This window comes from Agrobacterium deltaense RV3 (genome assembly GCF_900013505.1).
GTDB lineage: Bacteria > Pseudomonadota > Alphaproteobacteria > Rhizobiales > Rhizobiaceae > Agrobacterium > Agrobacterium leguminum.
The window spans coordinates 81,871-103,708 of sequence record NZ_LT009746.1; the positions used below are offsets into that span (position 1 = coordinate 81,871).

Here is a 21,838-nt window from a genome sequence, read left to right on the forward strand (position 1 = left end):
TGCGTTTCCCCTTTAAAAGGAGGACGCGACATGACGAACAAAACGAAGCCGAAAACAGTTGACAAACGGCCTTCCAGCCCGAACGACATTCCTCCCGCCGGCCCGCACGCCAAACCGTCCCTCACCGACTATGACAAGACGCCGGGGGCAGGCAGCCTGCCGGATGACCGTGCGAAGGACGTGTCTCCCGGTGGAGGTTGATGCGCGCGAAACCAAAGGCCGCGCCAAACCGGGCGCACGATTGGGTCAGCGGGAAATAGCACCGTGAACCAGATACTTAGCCAATGATCGGTCGCTCGCCAGTGCTTTTTCCTTCAATGCCCATTGCAAAATCAAAAATTGCGCCTATATTTTCTTTATCGACCATTGCTTGTGACGTCGTTCTGGAACAGACTGTTCCCCGTCGGATTTCCTCTCAAATAATCGATCTTATCCCGCAAGGTATCGCGGGAACCACAACGATTCTACGAAAGGAAATCGTTATGAACACTGGTACTGTAAAGTGGTTCAACGCCACCAAGGGCTTCGGCTTCATTCAGCCTGACAATGGCGGCACGGACGTTTTCGTTCACATCTCCGCTGTTGAGCGCGCTGGCATGCGTTCGCTGAACGACGGCCAGAAGATCAGCTACGAGATCGTCCAGGACCGTCGGTCCGGCAAAAGCTCGGCTGATAACCTTCAGGCAGCTTGATATTCATCATTTGACCCCGCAGACCACGGATGTACTGGCTGCAGGTTAGAATGATTGTGAGAGGTCGGGTCAAAGCCCGGCCTTTTGTTTTTGGGCCAGGGAAAAAGCGCGTCCGCGAAGAAGCCTAAGCCGTGCGCCACCGCCGCAAGAGGGCAAAGAAGAAAATTCAGCGCGAAGGGCTGCTGCCTGCCCCCAAAAAGGTTACCCGCCCCCGACAGCCTTCCGATACCGCTCTTCCATAAAGGAGAATGCCATGGCCGCGTCAAAGGAAGCTTTTTTCAAACCCGGCAAACTATCCGCACAGGACAGGGCGTCATTGACGGATAACGCCGCAAAGCAGATCATAAACGCCGAGGCCGACCAGCGCGCCCGCAAAACGGAACGCCTTCGCCAGCTTCGCGAAGCACAGGAAGCGACGATTATCGCCGACGTGCCGGTTTCCGCAAAAAAACGATCCGGCAAGAACTGACTGGCCGGATTTCCAGCATCGCCCGCTCGAACGGGCCTTGAACGGATTGTCTCATAGCCGCTCAAGGCCGCATCAATCCAACAGGAGGAGTACACCGTGGCCAAGGGTCAATTGCGCAGCAACAAGGAAATCCGCAAACCGAAGAAGGACAAGACGAAAGCGCCTGCCGCGCCGCCCACCGGTTCGCAGGTCAAATTCGCAAACGCCACGACAGCGGATAGCAAAAAGAAATAGGCGCCAAGCGGGCCGACAAGTCACGGCGAATAAAAGCATCGCCATCCATGCCGGACTTGTTTTGGCCACATTGCCCATTTAAACAGCTCTCATGGCAACTGCTGGTGAGCGCGAATGAAATCGACGTTCGCAGTTGTTTTAGTCGCTTCAGACTTTTGACCACGGATGTACTGGCACGGGTGTTGAGGGCGATATGAGGAAGGTCGGTGCAATATTGCCCCGGCCTTTTTTGTTGCCTGCGGGAACGCGTGCCAAATTGCCCGCTCTACGAGACAGAATTAACTTGCCTATTCTCCTCAAAGGGCGCACGCTTCCCTATCGGCAATTAAAGGGCGTTGCCGCCGTAAGGCCTCTTGCAATCTTTGCCCTGTCCCGCCTGTTGACCAGGGGAACGATCTCCAAGCCACGCGACATTCATGACGGTACGGGCCGGAGACGGTTTGCCTGACGCTGTGCGCGTTTCGAGGCGTTGAAGCGTCCTCGCGCCACTTATGGGTGGCGACGCGACGCTCCAGCTTTTTTGCCCCCCACAGGAAAGGAGGACGTCATGTCTTCCGCGTATGAAAATTGCATCATCACATCGCAGGACCTCAAAATGCTCCAGTCAGTGCTGGAAGGTCTTGGTTATGACAGCCACACCATGGATGACGAAGTCATTCTCTACAACAATGCCGCCCGCAAGGTGATCCAGCTCTTTCAGGATGGCTTGACCGACCCTGCCGATATTTCGGAAGAAATGCTGTTCCTGTTCGGCGTTCACAAACATGAACGCGTCAAACCGTGGAAACCGCTGCCGCGTTACGCCATTCAGGGCCTGCCGCGTCTTTACCGGTGATGGGGCTTGCCGCCCTTTTCGTGGCGGCCTTCAAAATCACCGATGAAAATAACGGCTTGGCAAAAGCCGTATATCAGGCAACACTGAAATTGAGCGTCCCGCGCGCGATCAGGCGCGCCCCGGGAAGCTTGGGTATGGAATGTGCACCCTGTGCGTTGCGGGACCATGACCGGTCTTTGCCAAGCGTCGGTTGTTTCCAATGCCGGTAAGTTTTGCGTCTGCGTGGAGGTGAGTATGACGTATGACTGGAGCGGCCGCAAAATGCGCCGCATGCGAGCGGCGAAACTGACGATCATCAGCCTCGTCGCGGCTTTCGTGCTGACTGCCCCGATTTTCGCCCATTATTGAGGTTTTCAGCCGCGAGGCAGGGTCATACCGGCTGGCGGATTTCACTCGGCTTTCTCAACCGGTTCTTCAGCCATTTCTGAGCGGGCTGATCGTAATGGACCGTCAGCCACCATGACAGGCACGCCGTGGCGATGAGGAAAACAATTCCGACCGGCAAAGCCAGGTTTTCCTGGTGCACCGCCGGGATCAGAAGCTCCGTCCAGGCCAGAAGCGGAATATGCAGCACATAGACCGCGTAGGATGCCGTGCCCAGAAACACCGAGACCACTCCCACACCGCGCCCCGGAACCGTCTTGCTGGCGACGAACAGCAGCAGCGGCCAGACGACGAGGACAACCGCAAGATCGAAGAACGGCCGAAGCTCGCGCGACATCGGCACGGCCAGAATGAAACAGACCAGCAGAAGGCAAAGCGCCGCCTGAAAAGGTCTCAACTGCGGTACGCGATTGCGGAAACGGTAAATCAGCACGCCGGCAAAAAACGAGAAGAACACCCGCCCCATGCCGGCATACATTTCATGCCAGCGAAAACCGGCATGCAGACGGCCGAACTCGGCGGCGGCCACCATCAGCACAAGGGCGCTGACAATGAGCACCGCGGCGGTCTGTTTCGTCGTGGCCCGGACACCGAAGCGGGCGTAAAACGCATTCACCACCAGCTCGTTGAAAAGCGACCATGCCGGGCTGACGAGAAACAGCGCGCCGTTCAGAGTGAGCGTGAAGGGCGCCGGCAAAAAGAGCAGCCCCGTTACCAAGGCGAAAGCAAGCTCGCCGGGATCGATAAGACGATGCAGATCGTCGATCGGCGTCGGCAGGCCCAGCACGTAGAGACAGATGAAATAGGCGGCCATCAGGGCCAGCGCCAGCCCATAAAGAGGGTAAAGACGTGCGAAGCGCGCCTTCATGAAAAAGCCTGGCGTAATCGCCCCTTCGGCCAGTTTCCGGCTATAGGCATGCGCGAGCACGAAACCGCTGAGCGCAAAGAACAGATCCACGGCGAGATAGCTCGAAGCCGTGCTTTTCCCGAACAGATCCTCGGCATGGCGGTGGACGATGAAAAGGGCGGCTACGCCCCTTATGCCATCGAGCAATATAAAGCGTTCCGGGGACGACTGGACCATGGCATGAGGCTCGGTGTGGCTGACGGATTTGAGGTTCACAGGCAACGAGCTTTACCGCGTTGCGGTTCACCGCTGCCAGTCACAAACTGTTTAACGTGGCGAACATCCCATATTATTATGGAATACTAACGGGTGATCGACACTCTTTCACGGCTGCGAAAGGCGTGCTACGTCCGGATGTCATCGATCTTCCGAGCCTTTGACTCTGTGCCCTGTCCTTTCGAAATTCAGCTTGATTTCGCTTGGATATCTTCGGCGCAAATTCAGATGGAGCGGCGTTCGGCGGCAGGCAACTTTCGCGGAGTCTCACCATGTCCACCATTGCAGAACGTATCAGAAAAATCATCGTGGACCAGCTTGGCGCAGACCCTGCCACCATCGTGGATGAGGCCAGTTTTGCTGACGATCTCGGTGCGGATTCGCTCGAGACCGTTCAGATCGTCATGGAAATCGAAGAGGAATTCGGGGTGGAAATTCCAGATTCCGCCGCAAGCACGATCCTGACCGTTGGCGACGCCATCCGCTTCGTCGAAAAAAACAAGGCGTGACCGGCAAGGGGATTTACCCCGCAGACAAAGCCGCGACGGGATCGAGCTTCGACGCGTTGCGCGCCGGCAGATAACCGAAGACAACGCCGATCAGCGTCGAGCAGACGAAGGCGGCGATGATCGACGCCGTGGAATAGACCATGGCGAAATTGCTGCTGAAGGCGGAGAAAAGCGCGCCGAAGCCGAGGCTGCCCAGCACGCCCAGCGTACCGCCGATGATGCAGACCAGCACCGCCTCGATGAGGAACTGCCGCAGAATATCGGTGCGGCGCGCGCCCACCGCCATGCGCACGCCGATTTCCGATACGCGTTCAGACACGGAAACGAGCATGATGTTCATCACCCCGATGCCGCCGACCAGCAGCGAAATCACCGCAATGGCAGCAATCAGAAGGGTCAGCGTCTGCGTGGTGCTGGTGATGGTCTGGCGGATATCGTCGGTATTGAGAATGTAGAAATCCCGTGTGCCGTGCCGCTGGGTCAGAAGCGTCGTCACCGCCTGTTCGGCGATTGAGGCATCGACATCGTCGGCCACCTGCACCGTGATGCTGCGCAGCGACAGGCTGCCGAGAAAGCGCGACTGGACGGCGGTATAGGGCAGGTAAAGCGACAGGTTCTGGCTTGAGCCGAAACCGCCCTGCTGCGCCTGCGTGACACCGACGATGCGGGCCGGCACCTTGCCGATGAGAATGACCTGGCCGACAGGGCTGCCGTCGAAATCCGCAAACAGCGATTTGCGGGTATTTTCGTCGATCACCACGTCCTGCGCCTTCTGCGCCACGCTTCCGCCATCGAAAAAGCGGCCCTGCGACAGCTTGGTGCCCTTGGCGACGAAATAGCGCTCGCTGACGCCGTTCACCAGCGCATTCGCCTCCTTCGCGCCGAAACGCACCGTGCTGGAGGTCGAGACCGTCGGCGTCACCGCCGCGACATAGGATTGCTTGGCAAGCGCTTCGGCATCGGAAACGACGAGCGTGGTGATCTTGCCCGACCTTATGTCGCCGAAATCCTTGCCGGCGAAGATTTCCAGCGTGTTGGTGCCGAGGCTCGATATGTTCTGCAGCACCCGCTGCTGCGACCCCTGCCCCAGCGCCACGACGCTGATGACCGAGGCGATGCCGATGATGATGCCGAGCATGGTGAGAAAGGTGCGCAGCTTGTGCGCCCGCATCGACAGAAGCGCCATGCGCAACGCCTCGCGCAGAGACGAAACGAGACCCGCAAGACCGGAAGACCCGGCGGAAACGGCAGCGGGTTTGGCATCGACCTGCGGTACGGTCGTCGCATCCGTCCTGCGGTCGGAAATGATCGTTCCGTCGCTGATTTCGATGATCCGCCCGGCGCGTCTGGCAATCGACATATCGTGGGTGACGATGATGACGGTGCGGCCTTCAGCATGCAGCTCGCCGAGGATGCGCAACACCTCGTCGCCGCTGGCGCTATCGAGCGCGCCGGTCGGTTCGTCGGCAAGAATGATCTCGGCACCGTTCATCAGGGCGCGGGCGATGGAAACGCGCTGCTGCTGGCCACCGGAAAGCTGGCCGGGACGGTGATCGAGGCGTTCCGCCATGCCGAGGCGGCCAAGCAGCCTTGCGGCATTGTGCCTGCGGTCGCCCTGCGTCTTGCCGGCATAGATCGCCGGAATTTCAACATTGCCAAGCGCCGTCAACTCGGCCAGCAGATGGTAGCGCTGGAAGATAAAGCCGAGATTTTCACGCCTGAGCGCCGAAAGCGCGTCGGCATCGAGATTGCCCGTTTCCCGGCCCCTGATGCTGTAGCTACCCGATGTCGGGCGGTCGAGGCAGCCGAGAATATTCATCAGCGTCGACTTGCCCGACCCGGACGCGCCGACGATCGCCACCATCTCACCGGCCTCGATGGTGAGGTCGATATTCTTCAGCACGCTGATCGTGCCTTCGCCGGAGGGATAATCCCGCCGCACGGATTTAAGCGAAATCAAAGGTTCAGCCATGGTTCAAAGCCCCATCGGCGGGCCGCCCGGCCCCGGCATGGCGTTTGCGGTGGTGTCGGTGGAACGTTCGCCGGTCACCACGCGCTCGTTTTCGGCAAGGCCGGAACGCACTTCCGCCGTGACCTTGTTGTTGAGCCCGATTTCGACCTTGCGCTCGGAAACCCTGCCATCGGCGCCGGCCACGCGCACGGCATAGCTGCCGTCGCTGTCCATGCTGCCAAGGGCTGCCGAAGGGACGGTCAGCACGTTCTTCGCTTCGCCGAGAACGATATGGACCTCCGCCGTCATATAGGTACGCAGCTTGCCGTCCGGGTTCGGCACTTCGAACACGCCATTATAATAGATCGCCTCGGATGACGACGTGCTGGAAGAGGATGAGCTGGAGGATGAAGAGGTCGAGGAACTGAAGCTGGAATCGCTGCGCACCGATTCCGGCGCCGGCTCTATCGAGGCGAGCGTCGCGTTGTAACGCTGCTGCGGCTCGCCGAGCACCGTGAAATAGACCGGCAGGTCCGGCCTGACCCGCGTTACATCCGCCTCGGAAATTTCCGTGCGCACCGTCATCCGGTCGAGCTGGCCGAGAATGACGATGGTTGGCGCGGATTGGGTGGCGTTGACGGTCTGCCCTTCCTGGCTGACGATCGACAGAACCGTGCCTTCGATGGGCGCGGTGATTTTCGTATAGCCAAGATTGGCATCGGCCGTTTCCACCGCGACCTGCGCTTCCTTGATCTGGGCGTCGATGGCTTCGATCTGCGCCTCGGTGACGGCAAGGGCTGCGGTGGCGCTTTCGAAATCGGCGCGGGAGGCCGCGTTCTTTGACACCATCTCCTGCTGACGGGCAAGGCTCTGGCGGTTGAGAAGAAGCGTCGCCTGCTTCTCCACCCGTTGCGCCTTCACATTCGCCAGGGCCGCCTGCGCCGTGCGCAGACTGTTCGTCTGGGTAACGGAATCGATTTCGGCGATCAGATCGCCCGCCTTGACCGTATCGCCGAGCGCCACCTTGACGGCGGTGATGCGGCCCGAGGCCTGAGCGCCGACGGCGACCAGGCGAACGGGCTTCAGCGTTCCCGTCGCCAGCACCGTCTGCTCGATATCGCCGCGCGTCACCGGTGCGGTGATATAGCCGGGTGTGGCCGCCCGCGTATATTGCGAGGACAGCCAGTAGCCGCCCACGGCGAGAGCGACAACCGCCAGCAATGCACCTGCCTTGCGTGCCGTTTTCATATCGATGTCCTATCCAGCCGGTTCACTCGAAGGAAGAAACCGGCGTCATCTCGTGTTTTACGAGGATGAAACCCCTCTCCGCTTCGATCCATTCATAGGCAGAGGCCGATTTTCGCACCGCGGCCTTGCGGCAGGTGCTGCGAAGACGTCTCGAATCCATCTTTTCGCGCTGATCCTTCGCACAGGCGGGCTGACGCCGTTGTTCATCCTGCCGGGATTTGGCCGCCGGCTGTTGCACGGGCTTGTCCTTTGCCACGGCCACCGACCAGGCAAAGCTCAAACCAAAAGCCGTTGCCAGCACCAGATAGAAGTATCTCATCATCGTCTTCCTGCTTGAAAATCACGCGGGGGATCGCAGGCGTGCGATCCCCCGGCTCCAGCCGTCGCCGGCTGATTTCCTCCTTTACTGGGGGGCAGATTAAAGGAGGAAACTTCGAATAGTTGCCTCAGCCCCGTTCCGCCTCGGGAACCGGCGGCCTCATATCGCCATGCGGGGGAGCAAAGCCGCCGCGGTCTGCGGGGCCATGACGCGGGCCGGGAGGCGGAGGCGGCATCAGTGCACGCTCAAGCTCGGCAAGCTTCAGCACCTGCTGCGGCGAAAGCTTCGGTTTCAGCGCCGCAATGGCGTCCTGCAGGGCTTTGGCCTTTTCCGCCTTCTGCGCGATGATGCCTGCCAGCTCCTCTCCCGCAAGACGCGGCTCGGGCCTGGCCTTGCCTTCACCCGGCACCGACGGCGGCGGATTGCGCTCTGGACCGGGGGAAACGAGATCGATCAGCGCCGCGGTATAGGCGCGCCATGGACCGAGCTGTTCCGGCCTGACGCCGAGATAGATTTCAGCCGCCGAAAGCTTCGTCGCCAGCCCTAGAACATCCGGGCCGGGCATTCTGCGCATATGCGGCGGCAGCGGCCTTTCATCCGGACCCCGATCCGGGCCGATGTCCGGGCCGAGATCGAGATTGGCGTGCGGCGGCGCAGCCTGTTCGGTCGCCTGGGGTGCGGGCGCATTCTCTTCCGCTGCCTGCGCGGCGGCGGAAACGCCAATAGTTGCTGTCGCGATGGCGGCGGCCAGTAGCGAGTTTCTCATCTTACCTTCCTTCCGTTTTCCAACATGAAAGGACGATAGGAGCATCGCGTTTCCGGCTTTGGTCCGAATGTTTCCGGGCTGCTTCCGCAAACCGCCTATTTGTAACCGAATGTTGCCAGAACGGCGCCGGAAAGCTTTCGTTGCAAAAATCCGCCGTTTCTTTTCAACGCTTATGTATAGTGGCATCAAAAGGTTGGACGATATGACGACAGTTTCGGTGACACATATATTGATCGTCGATGACGATCCGGAAATACGCACATTGCTCGCGAAATATCTCGGCTCGCAGGGGTTTCGCGTGTCGATGGCCGCCGACAGGCGTGAGTTCGAGGAAAAGATCGCCAGCTCCGATCCCGATCTCATCGTGCTCGACGTGATGCTGCCCGATGGCTCCGGCCTCGATATCTGCCGCGATCTGCAGGGTCGCCGGCCGCGCACGCCGGTCATTCTCCTGACTGCGCTGAAGGAAGATGTCGACCGCATCGTCGGGCTGGAAATCGGCGCCGACGACTATCTCGGCAAACCCTTCAATCCGCGCGAACTGACCGCGCGCATCAAGGCCGTGCTCCGCCGCACCACACCGCAGGAAGCCCCTCGCCCCTCATCCGCCGCCTATGGTTTTGCGGATTTCACCGCCGATCCCGAGCAGCGCTCCGTCATCCGCGCCAGCGGTGAAAAGATAGATTTGACGGGAGCGGAATTCGATCTGCTGAAAGTCTTTCTCGACAGGCCCGGTCGGCTGCTCTCCCGCGATCAGCTTCTCGATCTCACGCAGGGCAAGGATCGCGGCCCGTTCGACCGCTCCATCGACGTGCTGATGAGCCGCTTGCGCAAGAAGCTGGACGCCGACACTCAAACGCCGATATTCAAGACCGTGCGCAATGGCGGTTACCAGATGACGGTTCAGGTCAAAACCCTGCCGGTGCAGCGATGAGCTCGCTTAAAAACCGCATCACGGCGCTGATGATCGTCTCCATCATCGCGGTCATCGCACTTGCGACTTTTGTAGCGGACCGGACGTTGCAGCCGCCGCCGCCCGACGCCACCATCGAGCCGCTCGCCCGCAGCCTCGCCTTTGCCGTGACTATGGCCGAGCGCGATCCTTCCCTGCAGCAGCCCGGCTATTTCCAGATAGAACAGAAGCCGCCGGAAGGCGATCTCGACGGCATGCTTTCGGAATTTCTGGAAAAGGCGCTGGCCCGCGTCGGAGAGCCGCGCACCGCGATGGTCATCCGCTCACCGGGAAATCCTGCGCCCGTGGCGGCTATCGCGCTGGAAAAAGGCGGCTGGCTGGTCGCGGAAATTCCGCATATGGGTCCGCCGCCGGGCGGCTGGAAGATTTTCGGCATGTGGATCGGGCTGATCATCCTCGGCAGTGCCGCCGTTTCGATCTTTGCCGCCAGCAAGATCACCCGCCCGCTCGACATGCTGGAAAATGCCGCCGCCAGCATCGGGCCTGACGGTTCGCTGCCGCACCTGCCGGAAACCGGACCGGGCGAAATCCGCGCCACCGCGCGGGCGCTGAACGAACTCGCCACCCGCCTGAAGGCGGCGATGGAAAGCCGCATGCGCCTCGTCGCCGCCGCCGGCCACGATCTCAGAACCCCGATGACCCGCATGCGGCTGAGGGCGGAATTCATCGAAAACGACGAGGAACGGGCCAAATGGCTGGCGGACCTGGAGGAGCTGGACGCCATCGCCGACAGCGCCATTCTTCTGGTGCGGGAAGAGGTCAGCCAGGACAGCGTCAAGACGATCGACATCGGCACGCTTCTCAGCGAGATAGTCAGTGATGTTTCCGATCTTGGTCATGCGGGCGCGCTCGACTTCATCGAGCCGGAAGCCGCCATGACCATCAAGGCGGCACCGCTGGCGCTGAAAAGAGCCCTGCGCAACCTCATCCTGAACGCCGTCACCCATGGCAAGAAGGCGCATATCGATCTGACCGGAGACGAGAGCGAAATCGTCGTGACGATCAGGGATGAAGGCCCTGGCATTCCGCAGGAACTGATCGGGCGGGTTTTCGAGCCCTTCTTCCGGGTGGACCTCGCGCGGCGCAAATCAATCCCCGGCGTGGGTCTTGGTCTTGCCATCGCCAGGGAAATCATCGAGCGCTTCGGCGGCACGATCACCATCGCCAACCACAAGAAACAGGGCCTGGTCCAGACCGTGATCTTCACAAGGGCGTCGTGACGTCACGCCGCTGAAACAGCCTGCGCCTGCGGCTTGGCCAGAAGCAGGCTTTCGGCATAGGCCATCATCAGCGGCCCGACGCCCTTGGCATCGTCGGACACCACCGGCTCGGTCAGATAATACTCGGGCGTTCCATCGCGATAATTGCCCTCAAAGCCGCCAAGGCCCGCGACATGAACGATGCCGGTGAGGCGCGTCACGCCCTCTTCATCGGCTTTCAGCCGGGTTTCAAGAAGCGCCTCAAGCGCGCGACCACCCGCCGAAAGGGCGGCATTCGTCTCTTCGCCCTGCACGAGCTTCAGCCGCACTGCATGCAGCAAGGCATAGGCAAACATGGCTGAGGCGGATGTTTCCTCGTAATTGCCCGCAAGGCCCGGATTGTCGAGAACCTGCATCCAGAGCCCTGTCTCGGTCTGCCGTGCGATGATGCCGGTCAGAAGCGACTGCGTCTTGTTGCGAAGCGCCGCCGTCGCGCCGTCTTCCGGCAGGATGGCCAGCGCGTCCACCAGCGCCATGGCCAGCCAGCCGACCGCGCGCGCCCATATGGCTGGAGACTTGCCGCTTTGAGGATCGGCCCAGCGCTGGCTGCGGCTGTGGTCGTAACCATGGGCATAGAGCCCACCGCTATCCTCGGTCGCCGCGAGTGCCGCTGAAAACTGCCGCAGCGCATCGTCGATCAGTTCCGCCCGGCCCGTCGCCTGCGCATATTCGATCTGGAACGGAAGCCCCATATAAAGCCCGTCCAGCCAGACCTGATGTGGATAACGCTTCTTGTGCCAGTAATTCCCGGATGCGATGCGCGGATGGCTGCGCAGTTGCCCCGCCAGATGCTCCGCCGCAGCGAGGTAACGCGGATCGCCCGTTTCCGCCGCAAGGGGAAAGAGGATACGGCCGGCGAGAATATGGTCGATATTATATTCCTGCGGATCGTACCCGGCGAGCGTGCCGTCTGGCGCTATCTGCGCATCAGCGAGACGATGCAGATGCTCGTTCCAGCGCGCCTCCCCGGTCGCGTCGAACAGCTGCTGCAGGCCACGATAGACGCACCCATCCTCATAACACCAGCTTCCGCCCTTGTAATGTTTATAGCGACTGGAGAATTGATCAAAATATTCAGTGGCTTTCATCGGTTTTCTCAATCGAAATCTGACACAATGGAAACGGAAGCATCGCTCAACAGGGCGGGATTATCGCTGACTATATGCGCCTGCTCGAAAACAATCGCCTCATGGCGCATGGGGCGCACCCGGTCGGCCATTATCGGCGGCGTTGCGGTGGCCGAAGGATCACGCGAGACAATGGTGAGATTGCGGATGGCGATGTTGCGGATGGGCGCTTCGGCAAGGCCGAGAAAAGCACCGGCCGCATGGGAGAGATTGCGGATTTCGACATCCTCCACGGTAATACCGTCGATAAAGGGCGTGCCGCCATCGACCGGCGCAGGCTTTCGCGACTGCACCCAGTCGTCATGTCCATCGGCGTCGCAATGGTAATGGGCATTGGCGGAAAGCGCGGTGTGCACGCCATCCAGCAGCACCCGGCGCATGGCGATGTTGCTGACTGTTCCGCCCCGCCCGCGCCGTGTCTTGAGGCGCAGGCCGCGATCCGTGCCGACCATGTCGCAATCCTCGACCGCCACGTCATGCACACCGCCGGACATTTCCGAACCGATCACCAGCCCGCCATGGCCGCGCTGCATCAGGCAATGGCGCACCCGAATGCCGCGCGTTTCCGCGAGATGATCGTCCTCGCCATCGGGGCCGCGCTTTCCCGCCTTCACCGCGATGCAATCGTCGCCGACGGAAAAGCGCACGCCTGATATCGTAACGTTGCGGCAGCTTTCGGGGTTGAAACCATCGGTGTTCGGGCTGTCATGCGGTGCGACGATGCTGAGGCCGGCGGCGATCAAGTCTTCGCAGCCCTGCGGATGGATCGTCCAGGAGGCGGCGTTTTGGATGGTGAAACCGAGCAGGTTTGTGTTCCGGCAGGAAACGAGATGCAGGCCACGCGGCCGGCGCGCGCCGTCGCGAGTTTCTTTCGGCCAGCTCCACCAGTCGCCGCTATCGCCCGAACCATCGAGAACGCCCCTGCCCTCGATGACGAGATTGTCTGCCGCGATGGCATGAACCGGCGCGGCAAAACAGGCATCCGGCAAGCCTTCCCAGCTTCCGAGCATACGGCCTGCCTCATCGCGGGCAGGCAGGATCGGCCAGCCCCTGCGGGTGGAGGGCGCGCGCAGCACGGCTCCTTCAGCAAGGTGGAAGGTCATGTTGCTTTTCAGGCGTACGGGAAAGGCTGTCCAGAGACCGGCCCCGAGACGCAATGTGCCGCCGTGCGGTACCGCAGCCACCGCCCTTTCCAGTGCTTGCGCATTGGCGCGCGCACGTGTCTCATCATCGAGCGCAACATCCGGCATGAGGGAAAATTCCGCAGCCTCGACAAGCCCGGCACAGGGGGCGGTTCTGAACTCCAGCCGCCCGAACCCCTCCGCTTCGAAAACATAGCGCGTATCCGGGGAGAGATCATGCAACGGCGTCACCACGGTCGCGGTTTCGCCTCTCCTTTCGGCGCCATCCGCCGACGTCAAACGCCATGCCGTTTTGGACGGAAGGAAATAGCGAGCGCCGGGCACGGCAAGGCAAAGCGCTGCCGTTCGCGCCGAAGACGCGATGATAAGGGGTTCGTTCATGCTCTTTTCTCGTCTTTGGTGCCTGTCCGGCCAAACCCTTGGCGGACATGCCTCACATCATCCGGCAGCCGGATAGGGAGCCTGCCGCCATTGAGGCGGCAGGCCATCGTCGTCAATCGAATTTGGCAAGAACATCGTTGGTCGTATCGATGATCTGCTCGGCCGCTTCTTCCGCCGTCAGCTGGCCATAGGCATATTCCTCAAGCGTATCGATGAAGCCCGAGCGGATTTCAGGATGCTCGTTGAAGGGTGACACCACCGGTCCGGATGCCGCCATGACGATGGCGTTGGCGGCCCGCACCTCCGGCTCGCCCTTGTCACCCAGACGCGCCGCCGCTGCCTTCGAAGCGGGCAGGCCGCGTGAGGTGCCGAGCGCATCGATGCCCTCAGGTTCGTTCAGCAGGCAGTTCAGGATTTGCGCGGCCGCCTCCGGGTTCTTAGAGTTTTTCGAGATCGAAAACACCATGGAGGGCTTACGATAGACGCCCTCTGTTACGGCATCGGCAAGCTTCAGCATCGGGAACGGTTTCAGAACCTGCCCTTCCTTGAGCGGATCGGCATATTTCGAATAGGTCGAATCCCATTCATAGGAACCGGCAATCCGGCCTTCGGACCAGGACGGCTTTTCGTAAAGATTGACGTTACCGTCGGCCGCTTCCTCTTTCTGCGAGCGGATCGATCCGGTTTCGACCAGCTTGCCGACGAAGGAAATGCCCTCGGCCAGCTCCTCCGGCGTCCAGGCCACGCGGTTGGTCTTGGGGTCGACCAGATCCTTGCCGGTCTTCTGCACGACAGCCAGCGTCACCAGCAGCTGGGCAGTCTCCTTCACGGCATTGAAGGTGTAATAGTCCTTGCCGAGCTTTTCCTTGATGGTCTTGGTTGCCGCGAAAAACTCGTCCCAGGTCTTCGGAATTTCAACGCCGGCCTTTTCGAAGGTGGTGGCGTTGAAGAAGAAGACGCGGCCGGTGGTGGAAACGGAAAGCCCCTGCAACACGCCATTCATCGAACCGGCGTCCAGATCGCTCTCCGCCCATTGCGAAAGATCGAGCGGTTTCAGCTGGCGCAGATCGGCAAAACCTTCGCCGTTCTTGGAAAACAGCGGCAGCCACGGCCAGTTGACCTGAACGATATCGGCCTCCGTCTTGCCGGCCATCTGCGTGGTGAGCTTTTCCAGATAGCCGTCGAAGCCGGTGAATTCCCCCTTCACCGTGTGGCCGTATTTCTCGCCGCAGGCGGCAATGGCCTTCTGGGTGGCGACGTGGCGGCTTTCGCCGCCCCACCATGACATGCGCAGTTCCACAGCACCCACCGCCGGGGCCGTCGCCATCGCCACATAACCTACGCCGGCGAGCATCGCCATCATTCTTGTCATCGTCTTCATTGTTCTTCTCCTCCTCGAAAAATCAGGCACGCCCGTCCGCTCCTCACAGCGAGACGTTGCGACCATCGGCCTTGTCGAAAATATGCAGCTTCTCCGGGTCCGGCTTCAGCCGCAGGATGCCGTCGCGCCCAAGCGCCTCGAACTCTGCCGCACCGACCACGCTCACCAGCTTCTGGCCGCCGAGATCGGCGTGCAGATAGACCTCGTGGCCCATGAATTCCGCATTGGTGAGTTTCGCCTGCAGCGCCGGGCCATCGGGTTCTCCCGCCAGAGCAAGATGCTGCGGGCGGATGCCGATGACGGCGTCTGCGGGTCTCGCCGATAGCCGTTGCTCCAGATGCGCACCGATGGGCAGGCGCTGGCCGGCGATGACGAACTCAGCGCCCTCGATTGCCACATCCACCAGGTTCATTTCCGGCGTGCCGATGAAACCGGCGACAAAGAGATTGGCGGGATGGTTATAAAGCTCCTTCGGCGTCGCGACTTGCATGATGCGGCCCGCCTGCATGACGCAGATACGGTCGCCCATGGTCATGGCCTCCGTCTGGTCATGGGTGACGTAAATGACCGTCGAGGACAGGCCTTCCGCCTTCAACTGACGGTGCAGATCGGTGATGCGCACCCGCATGGAGGCGCGAAGCTTTGCGTCGAGATTGGACAGCGGCTCATCGAACAGGAACACGCCGGGCTTCTTGATGAGCGCGCGGCCCAGCGCCACACGCTGCGCCTGCCCGCCCGAGAGCTGCTTCGGCAGACGGTCGAGCAGCGGCTCGATTTCGAGAATGCGCGCGACATTGTCGATTGCCTTTTCGATCTCGGGCTTCGCAACACCGGCGATCTTCAGGCCGAAGGCGAGATTGCCGCGCACCTTCATATGCGGATAAAGCGCGTAATTCTGGAACACCATGGCGATGGATCGCTTGCCGGGCGGCAGGTCGTTGACACGCTGGTCGCCGATCAGGATTTCACCACCGGTGATTTCCTCCAGCCCCGCCACCATGCGCAGCGTCGTGGATTTGGCGCAGCCGGAAGGGCCGACGAACACCATGAACTCGCCATCCTCGACCTCGAGATTGATGCCGTGCACGGCCTTGAAGCTGCCGCCATAGATTTTTTCGAGATTTTTAAGTTGAACGCTTGCCATTTTCAGCCCTTGACCCCGCCAGACGAGATCCCTTCAATGAAATACCGTTGCGCCGCAAAGAACACGATCAGCGCAGGCGCGATCGTCAGCACCGACATCGCCAGGATGCGGTTCCATTCGAAGGCTTCGGTGGTGTCGATGGAGAGTTTGAGCGCGAGGCTCACCGGATATTTGTCGACCGAGGACAGGTAGATCAGCGGCCCGAGGAAATCGTTCATCGTCCACATGAACTGGAACAGGCAAACCGAGATCAGTGCCGGCGCCAGCATCGGCACCACGATGTAGATGAGCGTCTGCAGGCTGTTGGCGCCATCCACCCGGGCGGCCTCTTCCATGTCCGATGGCAGTGAGCGCAGAAACTGCACCAGCATGAAGACGAAGAAGGCATCGCCGGCGAGCGCGGACGGCACCCAGAGCGGCAGGAAACTGTCCAGCCAGCCGAGATCGCGAAACAGGATATATTGCGGAATGCGGGTAACGACATTCGGCAGCAGTAGAATGGCGATGACCGAGCCGAACAGGATCTTCTTCAGCGGAAAATCGAAGCGGGCAAAGGCATAGGCCGCCATAGTGCAGGAAATCGCCGTGCCGATGACTTTCGGCAGGATGATCAGGAACGAATTCCAGAAGAACCGGCCGAATGTATAGGGCGTCGAGGTTTCCCAGCCGCGGATATAGCCGTCCAGAGTCGGGTTTTCGGGAATGAAACCGGCGCCGGAGAAAATTTCCGAATTGGTCTTGAAACTTGCGCCCACCAGCCAGATCAGCGGATAGAGCATGATGAGGCCGACCGCGAAGAGAAGCACGTAACGAACAGAGGTGGAGACGAGCCTCAGCCGTGCCCGGCGGGCCGCCTGCATGTCGTTTAGGGTTGCGATATCGGTCATGGCATCAGTTCCGCTTGTCGCCGGCGTAATAGACCCACTTCTTCGAGGACCAGAAGGCCACGAGGGTCAGCACGGTGATGATGGTGAAGAGCACCCAGGCGATGGCGGAGGCATAGCCCATGTTGAACTTCTTGAAGGCCTCGTCATAGATGTAAAGAGGCAAGAGATAAGTGGACTTCAGCGGCCCGCCCTGGGTGATGATGTAAGGCCCGTTGAACTCCTGGAATGCCTGAACCATCTGCATGATGAGATTGAAGAAGATCACCGGCGTCAGAAGCGGCAGCGTGATGAAGAAGAAGGTCCTCACCTTGCCCGCGCCATCGATGGCGGCGGCCTCATAAAGCGACTTGTCGATGGATTGCAGCGCGGCAAGGAATATCACCATGGCCGAACCGAACTGCCAGCAGCGCAGCAGCGTGATGGTGAAAAGCGCATTGCCGGGATCGCCGAACCAGTCCACCGGCGACAGGCCGATGACGGCCAGCGCCATATTGGCAAGCCCCTCGCTTGCGAAGATGTAGCGCCACAGAACCGCAATCGCGATGGAGCCGCCGAGAATGGACGGCACGTAAAAGGCGGTGCGGAAGAAGTTGATGAATTGCAGCTTATAATTGAGTATGGCCGCAATGAACAGCGCGAAGGCAAGCTTCAGCGGCACCGTCAGAAACACGTAGAACAGGGTAACGTTCAGCGATTTCATGAAGGTGCGGTCGCGGGTGAACAGCCGCTCGTAATTGGCTAATCCTGCCCAGCTGGGATCGCTCATCAGATCGTAACGGGTGAAGCTGAGATAGAGCGAGCCGAGAAACGGGATGGCCGTGAAAACCAGAAGCCCGACGATATAAGGCGTCAGATATCCCAGCCCGAGGAAGCGCTGAGATTTCATAATGCTCCTCCCCGCGCTCCAGCGGAGCGCGAATGACAGAATACAATTTCGTACAAGTGATTCTCCCGGAACGGGCAGCGGCAGGCGCGTGATGGCGCAATTTCTCGCCGCGACCGATCTCCTCCCTCATTGATACGGCGCGTAAAAGCAATTTATGCGGTGACAAAACCAAATTTCCGCGCCAAGGTGAATTAACAAAGACGAGGAAAAAGATGGACGAAATCGAAGGTGGCATTCTATCGTCCGTTCCGCCTGCGGCGCTCAACCTCAACCTGACGCGCGCAACGATCAAGATGGAGCATTCGCGCACCTGGCAGATCGACAAATCCAACCAGGTGGACGATCTCATCATCTGCCTGGAAGGGCGCGGGCATTATCTCGTCGATGGCGAGGCGCGGGTGCTGGAGCCGGGTGACGCCATGCTGATTTTCCGGGGGCAGCGCTTTGTCGGCTGGAACGAGCAGGCCGTCACCTATCGCGGGGTGGCGCAGCATTTCACGCTGGATATTTACGGCCGCCACAACCTGATCGCGCAGATGGACCTGAGGCCGAAAGTGAGGCTGAGCCGCTGGGCGCTTTTGGAACCGCTGGTGCGCCACTACCGGCAGAGCGCCCCGCCCTCCTCCGTCACGCTTGGCCAGCATCATCTCTTTATGGTGCTTCTCATCGCCTTCATTGACGACGCCTTCCTCGGATGGGTAGATCGCCCGAGTTTCCAGCCGGAGGGCACGGAAGGCCTCGACCTTGCGGTGATGAAGGCGATCACCATGATTTCGGCCAATCCGCTCGACCCCGACATTGCCGGCCGGGCAACCGAGGCGGCTCCCTATAATCGCGATTATTTTCTGCGCGAATTCCAGAAACGGGTGGGACGGACGCCGCGCAAATATCAGGAGTTCAAACGCATGGAACGCGCCATGCATTTTCTCGAGGCGGGGCTTTCGGTCTCGGCGGCGGCCGCCGAAGTGGGCTATGGCGACCCCTATTATTTCTCGCGCATGTTCAAACGGACATTGGGGTTAAGCCCGCGCGACCATATGAACCGCATACGCCGCAGCAGGCACGGCAATCTCATGGCCTTTGACGAACACGAACAGCAAAGGCTGCTTGCCACTGAAACGGAAAAGGCCCCGGCATAGCGGGGCCTTCTCGTTTAAAAGCGCTGGAATTACCGGAACAGTGACGGCAACCACAGGGACAGCGACGGAATATAGGTGACGGCAAGCAGCACCGCGATGCTGGCCCCAAAGAACGGCCAGATCGTCCGCATCGCTTCCCGTATCGATATGCCGCCGACCGCGCAGCCGACGAAAAGCACCGTTCCGACCGGCGGCGTGTTGAGCCCGATGCCGGCGTTCAGGATCATCACGACACCGAAATGCACGGGGTCGATGCCGAAGGCCTTCACGACGGGCAGAAGCACCGGCGTGGAGATGATGACCATCGGCGCCATGTCCATGAAGGTGCCGAGCAACAGCAGGATGACATTGATGACGAGCAGCACGATGATCGGATTGTCCGAAATCGCGCTGATTGCGGCAATCATCAGCGTCTGCACCTGCAGGAAGGCCATCAGCCAGCCGAAGGACGCCGCCGTGCCGATGACCAGCAGAACCATGGCCGTCGTGCGCACCGCACCCATCACCGCCTCCACGAAACCGCTCCAGTCCAGTTCGCGGTAGACGAGCATGGCAACGAGGAAGGCGTAGAGAACCGCGATGCAGGAACTTTCCGTCGCGGTGAAGATGCCCGAACGCACGCCGCCGAAGATGATGCCGATCAACAGGATGCCGGGGAACGAAGCCAGGAGATAATACATCAGCTTCGAGAAGCCGGGGAACGGCTCGGAAGGATAACCCTTGCGCCGGGCAACGATATAGGCCGTCACCATCAGCGCCGCTGCAAGCAGGAAACCCGGAACGATGCCGGCGGTGAAGAGATCGGCCACCGAAACATTGCCGCCCGCCGCAATCGAATAAAGGATCATGTTATGCGAGGGCGGTATCATCAGCGCGATGATGGCCGCATTGACCGTGACATTGACCGCATAGTCCCTGTCGTAACCGCGCTTGGCCATTTGCGGGATCATCAGACCGCCGACGGCCGAAGCATCGGCCACGGCCGAGCCGGAAATGCCGCCGAACAGCGTCGAGGCCACGATGTTGACCTGGCCGAGACCGCCGCGCAGGTGCCCCACGAGACCGGCCGCAAAGCGGATGAGCCGATGGGCGATGCCGCCGCGCACCATCAGGTCCCCGGCGAAGATGAAAAACGGTATCGCCATCATCGCAAACACGTTCATGCCGGAATTCATCTGCTGGAACACGACAATGGGCGGCAGGCCGAGATAAAGAACCGTGGCGAAGGACGCGATGCCGAGGCAGAACGCGATCGGCGTGCCGATCAGCATCAGCAGGGTGAAGACCCCGAAGAGAATGGTGTAAGCCATTTATGCGGCCTCCTGCACGATCACGTCGGCCGCAATCTCCTCGCCGATGGCGAGATCGACGAAACGTTCAGCCGCAAACAGCGCGATGAGGAAACCGCCGCCGATCAGCGGGAAGAAATCCGTGCCGCCCGGCCAGCCGAGAACTGGGATCGTCGCCGTCCATGTGCCCATGGAAAGCGAGGTGCCATACCAGGCCATGCCGGCACCGAAGAAGAAGATCAGCGCAAGGCTTGTCAGGTCCATGCCCTTCTGCACGCGCGGCGGCATCATGTAGCGCAAAATATCGAGCCCGAGATGCACGCTCTCGCGCACGCCCACTGCCGCCCCCAGCATGATGAACCACGACATGAGATGCAGCGACAGCGGCTCCGACCAGCTGGGTGAATCGTTGAGAATATACCGCGCAAAGACCTGCCAGCCGACGATAAGCGTCATGGCGATCATGCCGATACCGGCAATATAGAGCGACGCGTGGCTGAGCGCGCCGAGAAAGGGGCGAATGGCCCGCATGAAATTTCGCATTGTCTGTTCCTCCGCGTCAACGGCGACAAAAGAAAACCGGCCCTGTTCCCAGGGCCGGTTTTCCGCGCATTACTTGACCGCTTTCACCCGTTCCAGAAGGTCTTTCATCTTCGGATCGGTGACGAATTTGTCGTAGACCGGACCCATCGCGGCAGCGAATTCCTCCTTGTTGACCTTGATGACATTGACGCCACCGGCGCGGACCTTTTCTTCCGATGCCTTTTCGCGGGCGCTCCAGAGTTCACGCATCTTGCCGACGGAATCCTTGGCCGCCTGACGCAAGAGCTTCTGATCTTCCGGAGAGAGCTTGTCGTAAGAGACCTTGGAAATGACGAGGATTTCCGGGTTCAGCGAATGTTCCGTCAGGGAGTAGTTTTTCGCGACCTCGTAGTGACGGGCGGATTCGTAAGAAGGCCAGTTGTTTTCCGCACCGTCGACAACGCCGGTTTCAAGCGAGGAATAGACCTCGCCCATCGGCATCGGCGTCGGGTTGGCGCCGAAAGCCTGCATCATCGAAATCCACAGATCCGACTGCTGCACGCGGATTTTCAGGCCCTTCAGGTCCGCGAGTTTTTCGATGGGCTTTTTGGTGGTGTAGAAGGACCGTGCGCCGGAATCGTAAAAGGCGAGACCGATGAGGCCGTGCGGTTCGAAGGCCGCCAGAACCTCATCGCCGATCGGGCCGTCGACCGTGTTGTGCATGTGTTCCGTCGAGCGGAACAGGAAAGGCAGGCCGAGGACGGTGGTTTCCTTGACCAGATTGTTGAAGGGCGCGGCATTGACGCGGTTCATGTCGATGACGCCGAAGCGGGTCTGCTCGATGGTATCCTTCTCGCCGCCGAGAACGGAATTGTTCATGACCTGTATCTTGATGCGGCCCTTGGTGCGCTCGGCCAGAAGCTCGCCCATATATTTCACGGCTTCGACCGTCGGATAACCGTCGGGATGAATATCGGCAGAACGCAAGGTGATTTCCTGCGCCTTGGCGGAAACACCGGCGAGCGCGATCCCCATCGCGACGCACATCATGCTTGCAATCTTTTTCATGCTTTCCTCCTCCATTGTTGAAACGATCCAGCCCCTCCAAGGCTATCGGACCGTATTTTTCACGCCCATCCGGGCCGGCATGCGAAGACCTTTCAGTTTAAAAGGACGAT

At 60.3% G+C, this 21,838-nt stretch carries 23 protein-coding genes; 9 read left to right on the plus strand and 14 right to left on the minus strand.

The window, feature by feature from the left end:
- The first annotated feature begins 30 nt into the window (after positions 1–30).
- The 5 genes from AGR7B_RS25930 (at position 31) to AGR7B_RS14815 (ending at position 2,230) form a co-directional block, all read left to right on the plus strand.
- A complete protein-coding gene (locus tag AGR7B_RS25930; RefSeq protein WP_162856817.1) occupies positions 31–201 on the plus strand; it encodes a hypothetical protein in 171 nt (56 codons plus the stop codon).
- A 281-nt stretch (positions 202–482) separates the two neighbouring features.
- A complete protein-coding gene (locus AGR7B_RS14800; protein WP_003508146.1) occupies positions 483–692 on the plus strand; it encodes a cold-shock protein in 210 nt (69 codons plus the stop codon).
- Between the two features lie 253 nt (positions 693–945).
- Entirely contained in the window at positions 946–1,161 is a 216-nt protein-coding gene (locus AGR7B_RS14810; protein ID WP_078053614.1) for a hypothetical protein, read from the plus strand.
- Positions 1,162–1,257: 96 nt separating this feature from the next.
- Positions 1,258–1,395, plus strand: coding sequence for a hypothetical protein (locus AGR7B_RS25935; RefSeq protein ID WP_162856819.1), 138 nt, complete (start codon positions 1,258–1,260; stop codon positions 1,393–1,395).
- 547 nt (positions 1,396–1,942) lie between these two features.
- On the plus strand, positions 1,943–2,230 hold the full coding sequence (locus AGR7B_RS14815) for a hypothetical protein (protein WP_080857170.1): 288 nt from the start codon (positions 1,943–1,945) through the stop codon (positions 2,228–2,230).
- A gap of 370 nt (positions 2,231–2,600) precedes the next feature.
- On the opposite strand, the gene AGR7B_RS14820 is transcribed toward AGR7B_RS14815, so the two are convergent.
- Positions 2,601–3,698 (minus strand): acyltransferase family protein, encoded by a 1,098-nt coding sequence (locus AGR7B_RS14820; RefSeq protein ID WP_080857171.1) that lies wholly within the window; start codon positions 3,696–3,698, stop codon positions 2,601–2,603.
- Between the two features lie 311 nt (positions 3,699–4,009).
- Here AGR7B_RS14820 and AGR7B_RS14825 point away from each other — a divergent pair, with 311 nt between their 5' ends.
- Positions 4,010–4,246 carry an acyl carrier protein gene (locus AGR7B_RS14825; protein WP_003520197.1) on the plus strand — a complete coding sequence of 79 codons (237 nt, stop codon included), beginning with the start codon at positions 4,010–4,012 and terminating at the stop codon, positions 4,244–4,246.
- 13 nt (positions 4,247–4,259) lie between these two features.
- Here AGR7B_RS14825 and AGR7B_RS14830 read toward each other — a convergent pair whose 3' ends face one another.
- The 4 genes from AGR7B_RS14830 to AGR7B_RS14845 all read right to left on the minus strand — a co-directional run bounded on the left by AGR7B_RS14830 (position 4,260) and on the right by AGR7B_RS14845 (position 8,530).
- A complete protein-coding gene (locus tag AGR7B_RS14830; RefSeq protein WP_080857172.1) occupies positions 4,260–6,218 on the minus strand; it encodes a MacB family efflux pump subunit in 1,959 nt (652 codons plus the stop codon).
- A 3-nt stretch (positions 6,219–6,221) separates the two neighbouring features.
- On the minus strand, positions 6,222–7,445 hold the full coding sequence (locus tag AGR7B_RS14835; RefSeq protein ID WP_080857173.1) for an efflux RND transporter periplasmic adaptor subunit: 1,224 nt from the start codon (positions 7,443–7,445) through the stop codon (positions 6,222–6,224).
- 22 nt (positions 7,446–7,467) lie between these two features.
- On the minus strand, positions 7,468–7,767 hold the full coding sequence (locus tag AGR7B_RS14840; protein WP_245317717.1) for a hypothetical protein: 300 nt from the start codon (positions 7,765–7,767) through the stop codon (positions 7,468–7,470).
- A 124-nt stretch (positions 7,768–7,891) separates the two neighbouring features.
- A complete protein-coding gene (locus AGR7B_RS14845; RefSeq protein WP_080857175.1) occupies positions 7,892–8,530 on the minus strand; it encodes a hypothetical protein in 639 nt (212 codons plus the stop codon).
- Between the two features lie 202 nt (positions 8,531–8,732).
- Here AGR7B_RS14845 and AGR7B_RS14850 point away from each other — a divergent pair, with 202 nt between their 5' ends.
- Both AGR7B_RS14850 and AGR7B_RS14855 read left to right on the plus strand, forming a co-directional pair.
- A complete protein-coding gene (locus tag AGR7B_RS14850; RefSeq protein WP_208616047.1) occupies positions 8,733–9,464 on the plus strand; it encodes a response regulator in 732 nt (243 codons plus the stop codon).
- Positions 9,461–10,723, plus strand: coding sequence for an ATP-binding protein (locus tag AGR7B_RS14855; protein ID WP_078053622.1), 1,263 nt, complete (start codon positions 9,461–9,463; stop codon positions 10,721–10,723). The genes AGR7B_RS14850 and AGR7B_RS14855 overlap by 4 nt, the downstream gene beginning before the upstream one ends.
- A gap of 2 nt (positions 10,724–10,725) precedes the next feature.
- On the opposite strand, the gene AGR7B_RS14860 is transcribed toward AGR7B_RS14855, so the two are convergent.
- The 6 genes from AGR7B_RS14860 to AGR7B_RS14885 all read right to left on the minus strand — a co-directional run bounded on the left by AGR7B_RS14860 (position 10,726) and on the right by AGR7B_RS14885 (position 17,710).
- Positions 10,726–11,850: a glycoside hydrolase family 88/105 protein gene (locus tag AGR7B_RS14860; protein ID WP_078053623.1), complete on the minus strand. Its 1,125-nt coding sequence runs from the start codon at positions 11,848–11,850 to the stop codon at positions 10,726–10,728.
- A gap of 8 nt (positions 11,851–11,858) precedes the next feature.
- On the minus strand, positions 11,859–13,412 hold the full coding sequence (gene pglA / locus AGR7B_RS14865) for a polygalacturonase PglA (RefSeq protein ID WP_080857177.1): 1,554 nt from the start codon (positions 13,410–13,412) through the stop codon (positions 11,859–11,861).
- A 112-nt stretch (positions 13,413–13,524) separates the two neighbouring features.
- Complete coding sequence (locus tag AGR7B_RS14870) at positions 13,525–14,793, minus strand: ABC transporter substrate-binding protein (protein WP_080857178.1); 1,269 nt, start codon at positions 14,791–14,793, stop codon at positions 13,525–13,527.
- 43 nt (positions 14,794–14,836) lie between these two features.
- Complete coding sequence (locus tag AGR7B_RS14875; protein ID WP_080857179.1) at positions 14,837–15,937, minus strand: ABC transporter ATP-binding protein; 1,101 nt, start codon at positions 15,935–15,937, stop codon at positions 14,837–14,839.
- Between the two features lie 2 nt (positions 15,938–15,939).
- Complete coding sequence (locus tag AGR7B_RS14880; RefSeq protein WP_059757080.1) at positions 15,940–16,824, minus strand: carbohydrate ABC transporter permease; 885 nt, start codon at positions 16,822–16,824, stop codon at positions 15,940–15,942.
- Positions 16,825–16,828: 4 nt separating this feature from the next.
- The gene (locus AGR7B_RS14885; RefSeq protein ID WP_065656162.1) at positions 16,829–17,710 is read right to left on the minus strand and encodes a carbohydrate ABC transporter permease; all 882 of its coding nucleotides are present in this window, start codon (positions 17,708–17,710) and stop codon (positions 16,829–16,831) included.
- Positions 17,711–17,922: 212 nt separating this feature from the next.
- On the opposite strand from AGR7B_RS14885, the gene AGR7B_RS14890 reads away from it, so the two are divergent.
- Complete coding sequence (locus AGR7B_RS14890; protein ID WP_080857180.1) at positions 17,923–18,849, plus strand: helix-turn-helix domain-containing protein; 927 nt, start codon at positions 17,923–17,925, stop codon at positions 18,847–18,849.
- 29 nt (positions 18,850–18,878) lie between these two features.
- Here the strand turns inward: AGR7B_RS14890 and AGR7B_RS14895 are convergent, their stop codons facing one another.
- From AGR7B_RS14895 to AGR7B_RS14905, 3 genes are all read right to left on the minus strand, one after another.
- Complete coding sequence (locus AGR7B_RS14895) at positions 18,879–20,159, minus strand: TRAP transporter large permease (RefSeq protein WP_059757073.1); 1,281 nt, start codon at positions 20,157–20,159, stop codon at positions 18,879–18,881.
- A complete protein-coding gene (locus tag AGR7B_RS14900; RefSeq protein ID WP_003522682.1) occupies positions 20,160–20,681 on the minus strand; it encodes a TRAP transporter small permease in 522 nt (173 codons plus the stop codon). It abuts the gene before it with no gap.
- Between the two features lie 69 nt (positions 20,682–20,750).
- Positions 20,751–21,728, minus strand: coding sequence for a TRAP transporter substrate-binding protein (locus AGR7B_RS14905; RefSeq protein ID WP_080858108.1), 978 nt, complete (start codon positions 21,726–21,728; stop codon positions 20,751–20,753).
- Between the last annotated feature and the right edge of the window lie 110 nt (positions 21,729–21,838).

Excerpts from the sequence above, each read along its gene's own strand:
- AGR7B_RS14800 (WP_003508146.1), top strand. The coding sequence starts at position 483 with ATGAACACTGGTACTGTAAAGTGGTTCAACGCCACCAAGGGCTTCGGC.
- AGR7B_RS14815 (WP_080857170.1), top strand. The coding sequence starts at position 1,943 with ATGTCTTCCGCGTATGAAAATTGCATCATCACATCGCAGGACCTCAAA.
- AGR7B_RS14820 (WP_080857171.1), bottom strand. The coding sequence starts at position 3,698 with ATGGTCCAGTCGTCCCCGGAACGCTTTATATTGCTCGATGGCATAAGG.
- AGR7B_RS14870 (WP_080857178.1), bottom strand. The coding sequence starts at position 14,793 with ATGAAGACGATGACAAGAATGATGGCGATGCTCGCCGGCGTAGGTTAT.
- AGR7B_RS14810 (WP_078053614.1), top strand. The coding sequence starts at position 946 with ATGGCCGCGTCAAAGGAAGCTTTTTTCAAACCCGGCAAACTATCCGCA.
- pglA (WP_080857177.1), bottom strand. The coding sequence starts at position 13,412 with ATGAACGAACCCCTTATCATCGCGTCTTCGGCGCGAACGGCAGCGCTT.
- AGR7B_RS14855 (WP_078053622.1), top strand. The coding sequence starts at position 9,461 with ATGAGCTCGCTTAAAAACCGCATCACGGCGCTGATGATCGTCTCCATC.
- AGR7B_RS14875 (WP_080857179.1), bottom strand. The coding sequence starts at position 15,937 with ATGGCAAGCGTTCAACTTAAAAATCTCGAAAAAATCTATGGCGGCAGC.
- AGR7B_RS14825 (WP_003520197.1), top strand. The coding sequence starts at position 4,010 with ATGTCCACCATTGCAGAACGTATCAGAAAAATCATCGTGGACCAGCTT.
- AGR7B_RS14880 (WP_059757080.1), bottom strand. The coding sequence starts at position 16,824 with ATGACCGATATCGCAACCCTAAACGACATGCAGGCGGCCCGCCGGGCA.
- AGR7B_RS14850 (WP_208616047.1), top strand. The coding sequence starts at position 8,733 with ATGACGACAGTTTCGGTGACACATATATTGATCGTCGATGACGATCCG.
- AGR7B_RS14900 (WP_003522682.1), bottom strand. The coding sequence starts at position 20,681 with ATGCGAAATTTCATGCGGGCCATTCGCCCCTTTCTCGGCGCGCTCAGC.
- AGR7B_RS14835 (WP_080857173.1), bottom strand. The coding sequence starts at position 7,445 with ATGAAAACGGCACGCAAGGCAGGTGCATTGCTGGCGGTTGTCGCTCTC.
- AGR7B_RS14885 (WP_065656162.1), bottom strand. The coding sequence starts at position 17,710 with ATGAAATCTCAGCGCTTCCTCGGGCTGGGATATCTGACGCCTTATATC.
- AGR7B_RS14890 (WP_080857180.1), top strand. The coding sequence starts at position 17,923 with ATGGACGAAATCGAAGGTGGCATTCTATCGTCCGTTCCGCCTGCGGCG.
- AGR7B_RS14860 (WP_078053623.1), bottom strand. The coding sequence starts at position 11,850 with ATGAAAGCCACTGAATATTTTGATCAATTCTCCAGTCGCTATAAACAT.
- AGR7B_RS14840 (WP_245317717.1), bottom strand. The coding sequence starts at position 7,767 with ATGATGAGATACTTCTATCTGGTGCTGGCAACGGCTTTTGGTTTGAGC.
- AGR7B_RS14895 (WP_059757073.1), bottom strand. The coding sequence starts at position 20,159 with ATGGCTTACACCATTCTCTTCGGGGTCTTCACCCTGCTGATGCTGATC.
- AGR7B_RS14830 (WP_080857172.1), bottom strand. The coding sequence starts at position 6,218 with ATGGCTGAACCTTTGATTTCGCTTAAATCCGTGCGGCGGGATTATCCC.
- AGR7B_RS14905 (WP_080858108.1), bottom strand. The coding sequence starts at position 21,728 with ATGAAAAAGATTGCAAGCATGATGTGCGTCGCGATGGGGATCGCGCTC.
- AGR7B_RS25930 (WP_162856817.1), top strand. The coding sequence starts at position 31 with ATGACGAACAAAACGAAGCCGAAAACAGTTGACAAACGGCCTTCCAGC.
- AGR7B_RS14845 (WP_080857175.1), bottom strand. The coding sequence starts at position 8,530 with ATGAGAAACTCGCTACTGGCCGCCGCCATCGCGACAGCAACTATTGGC.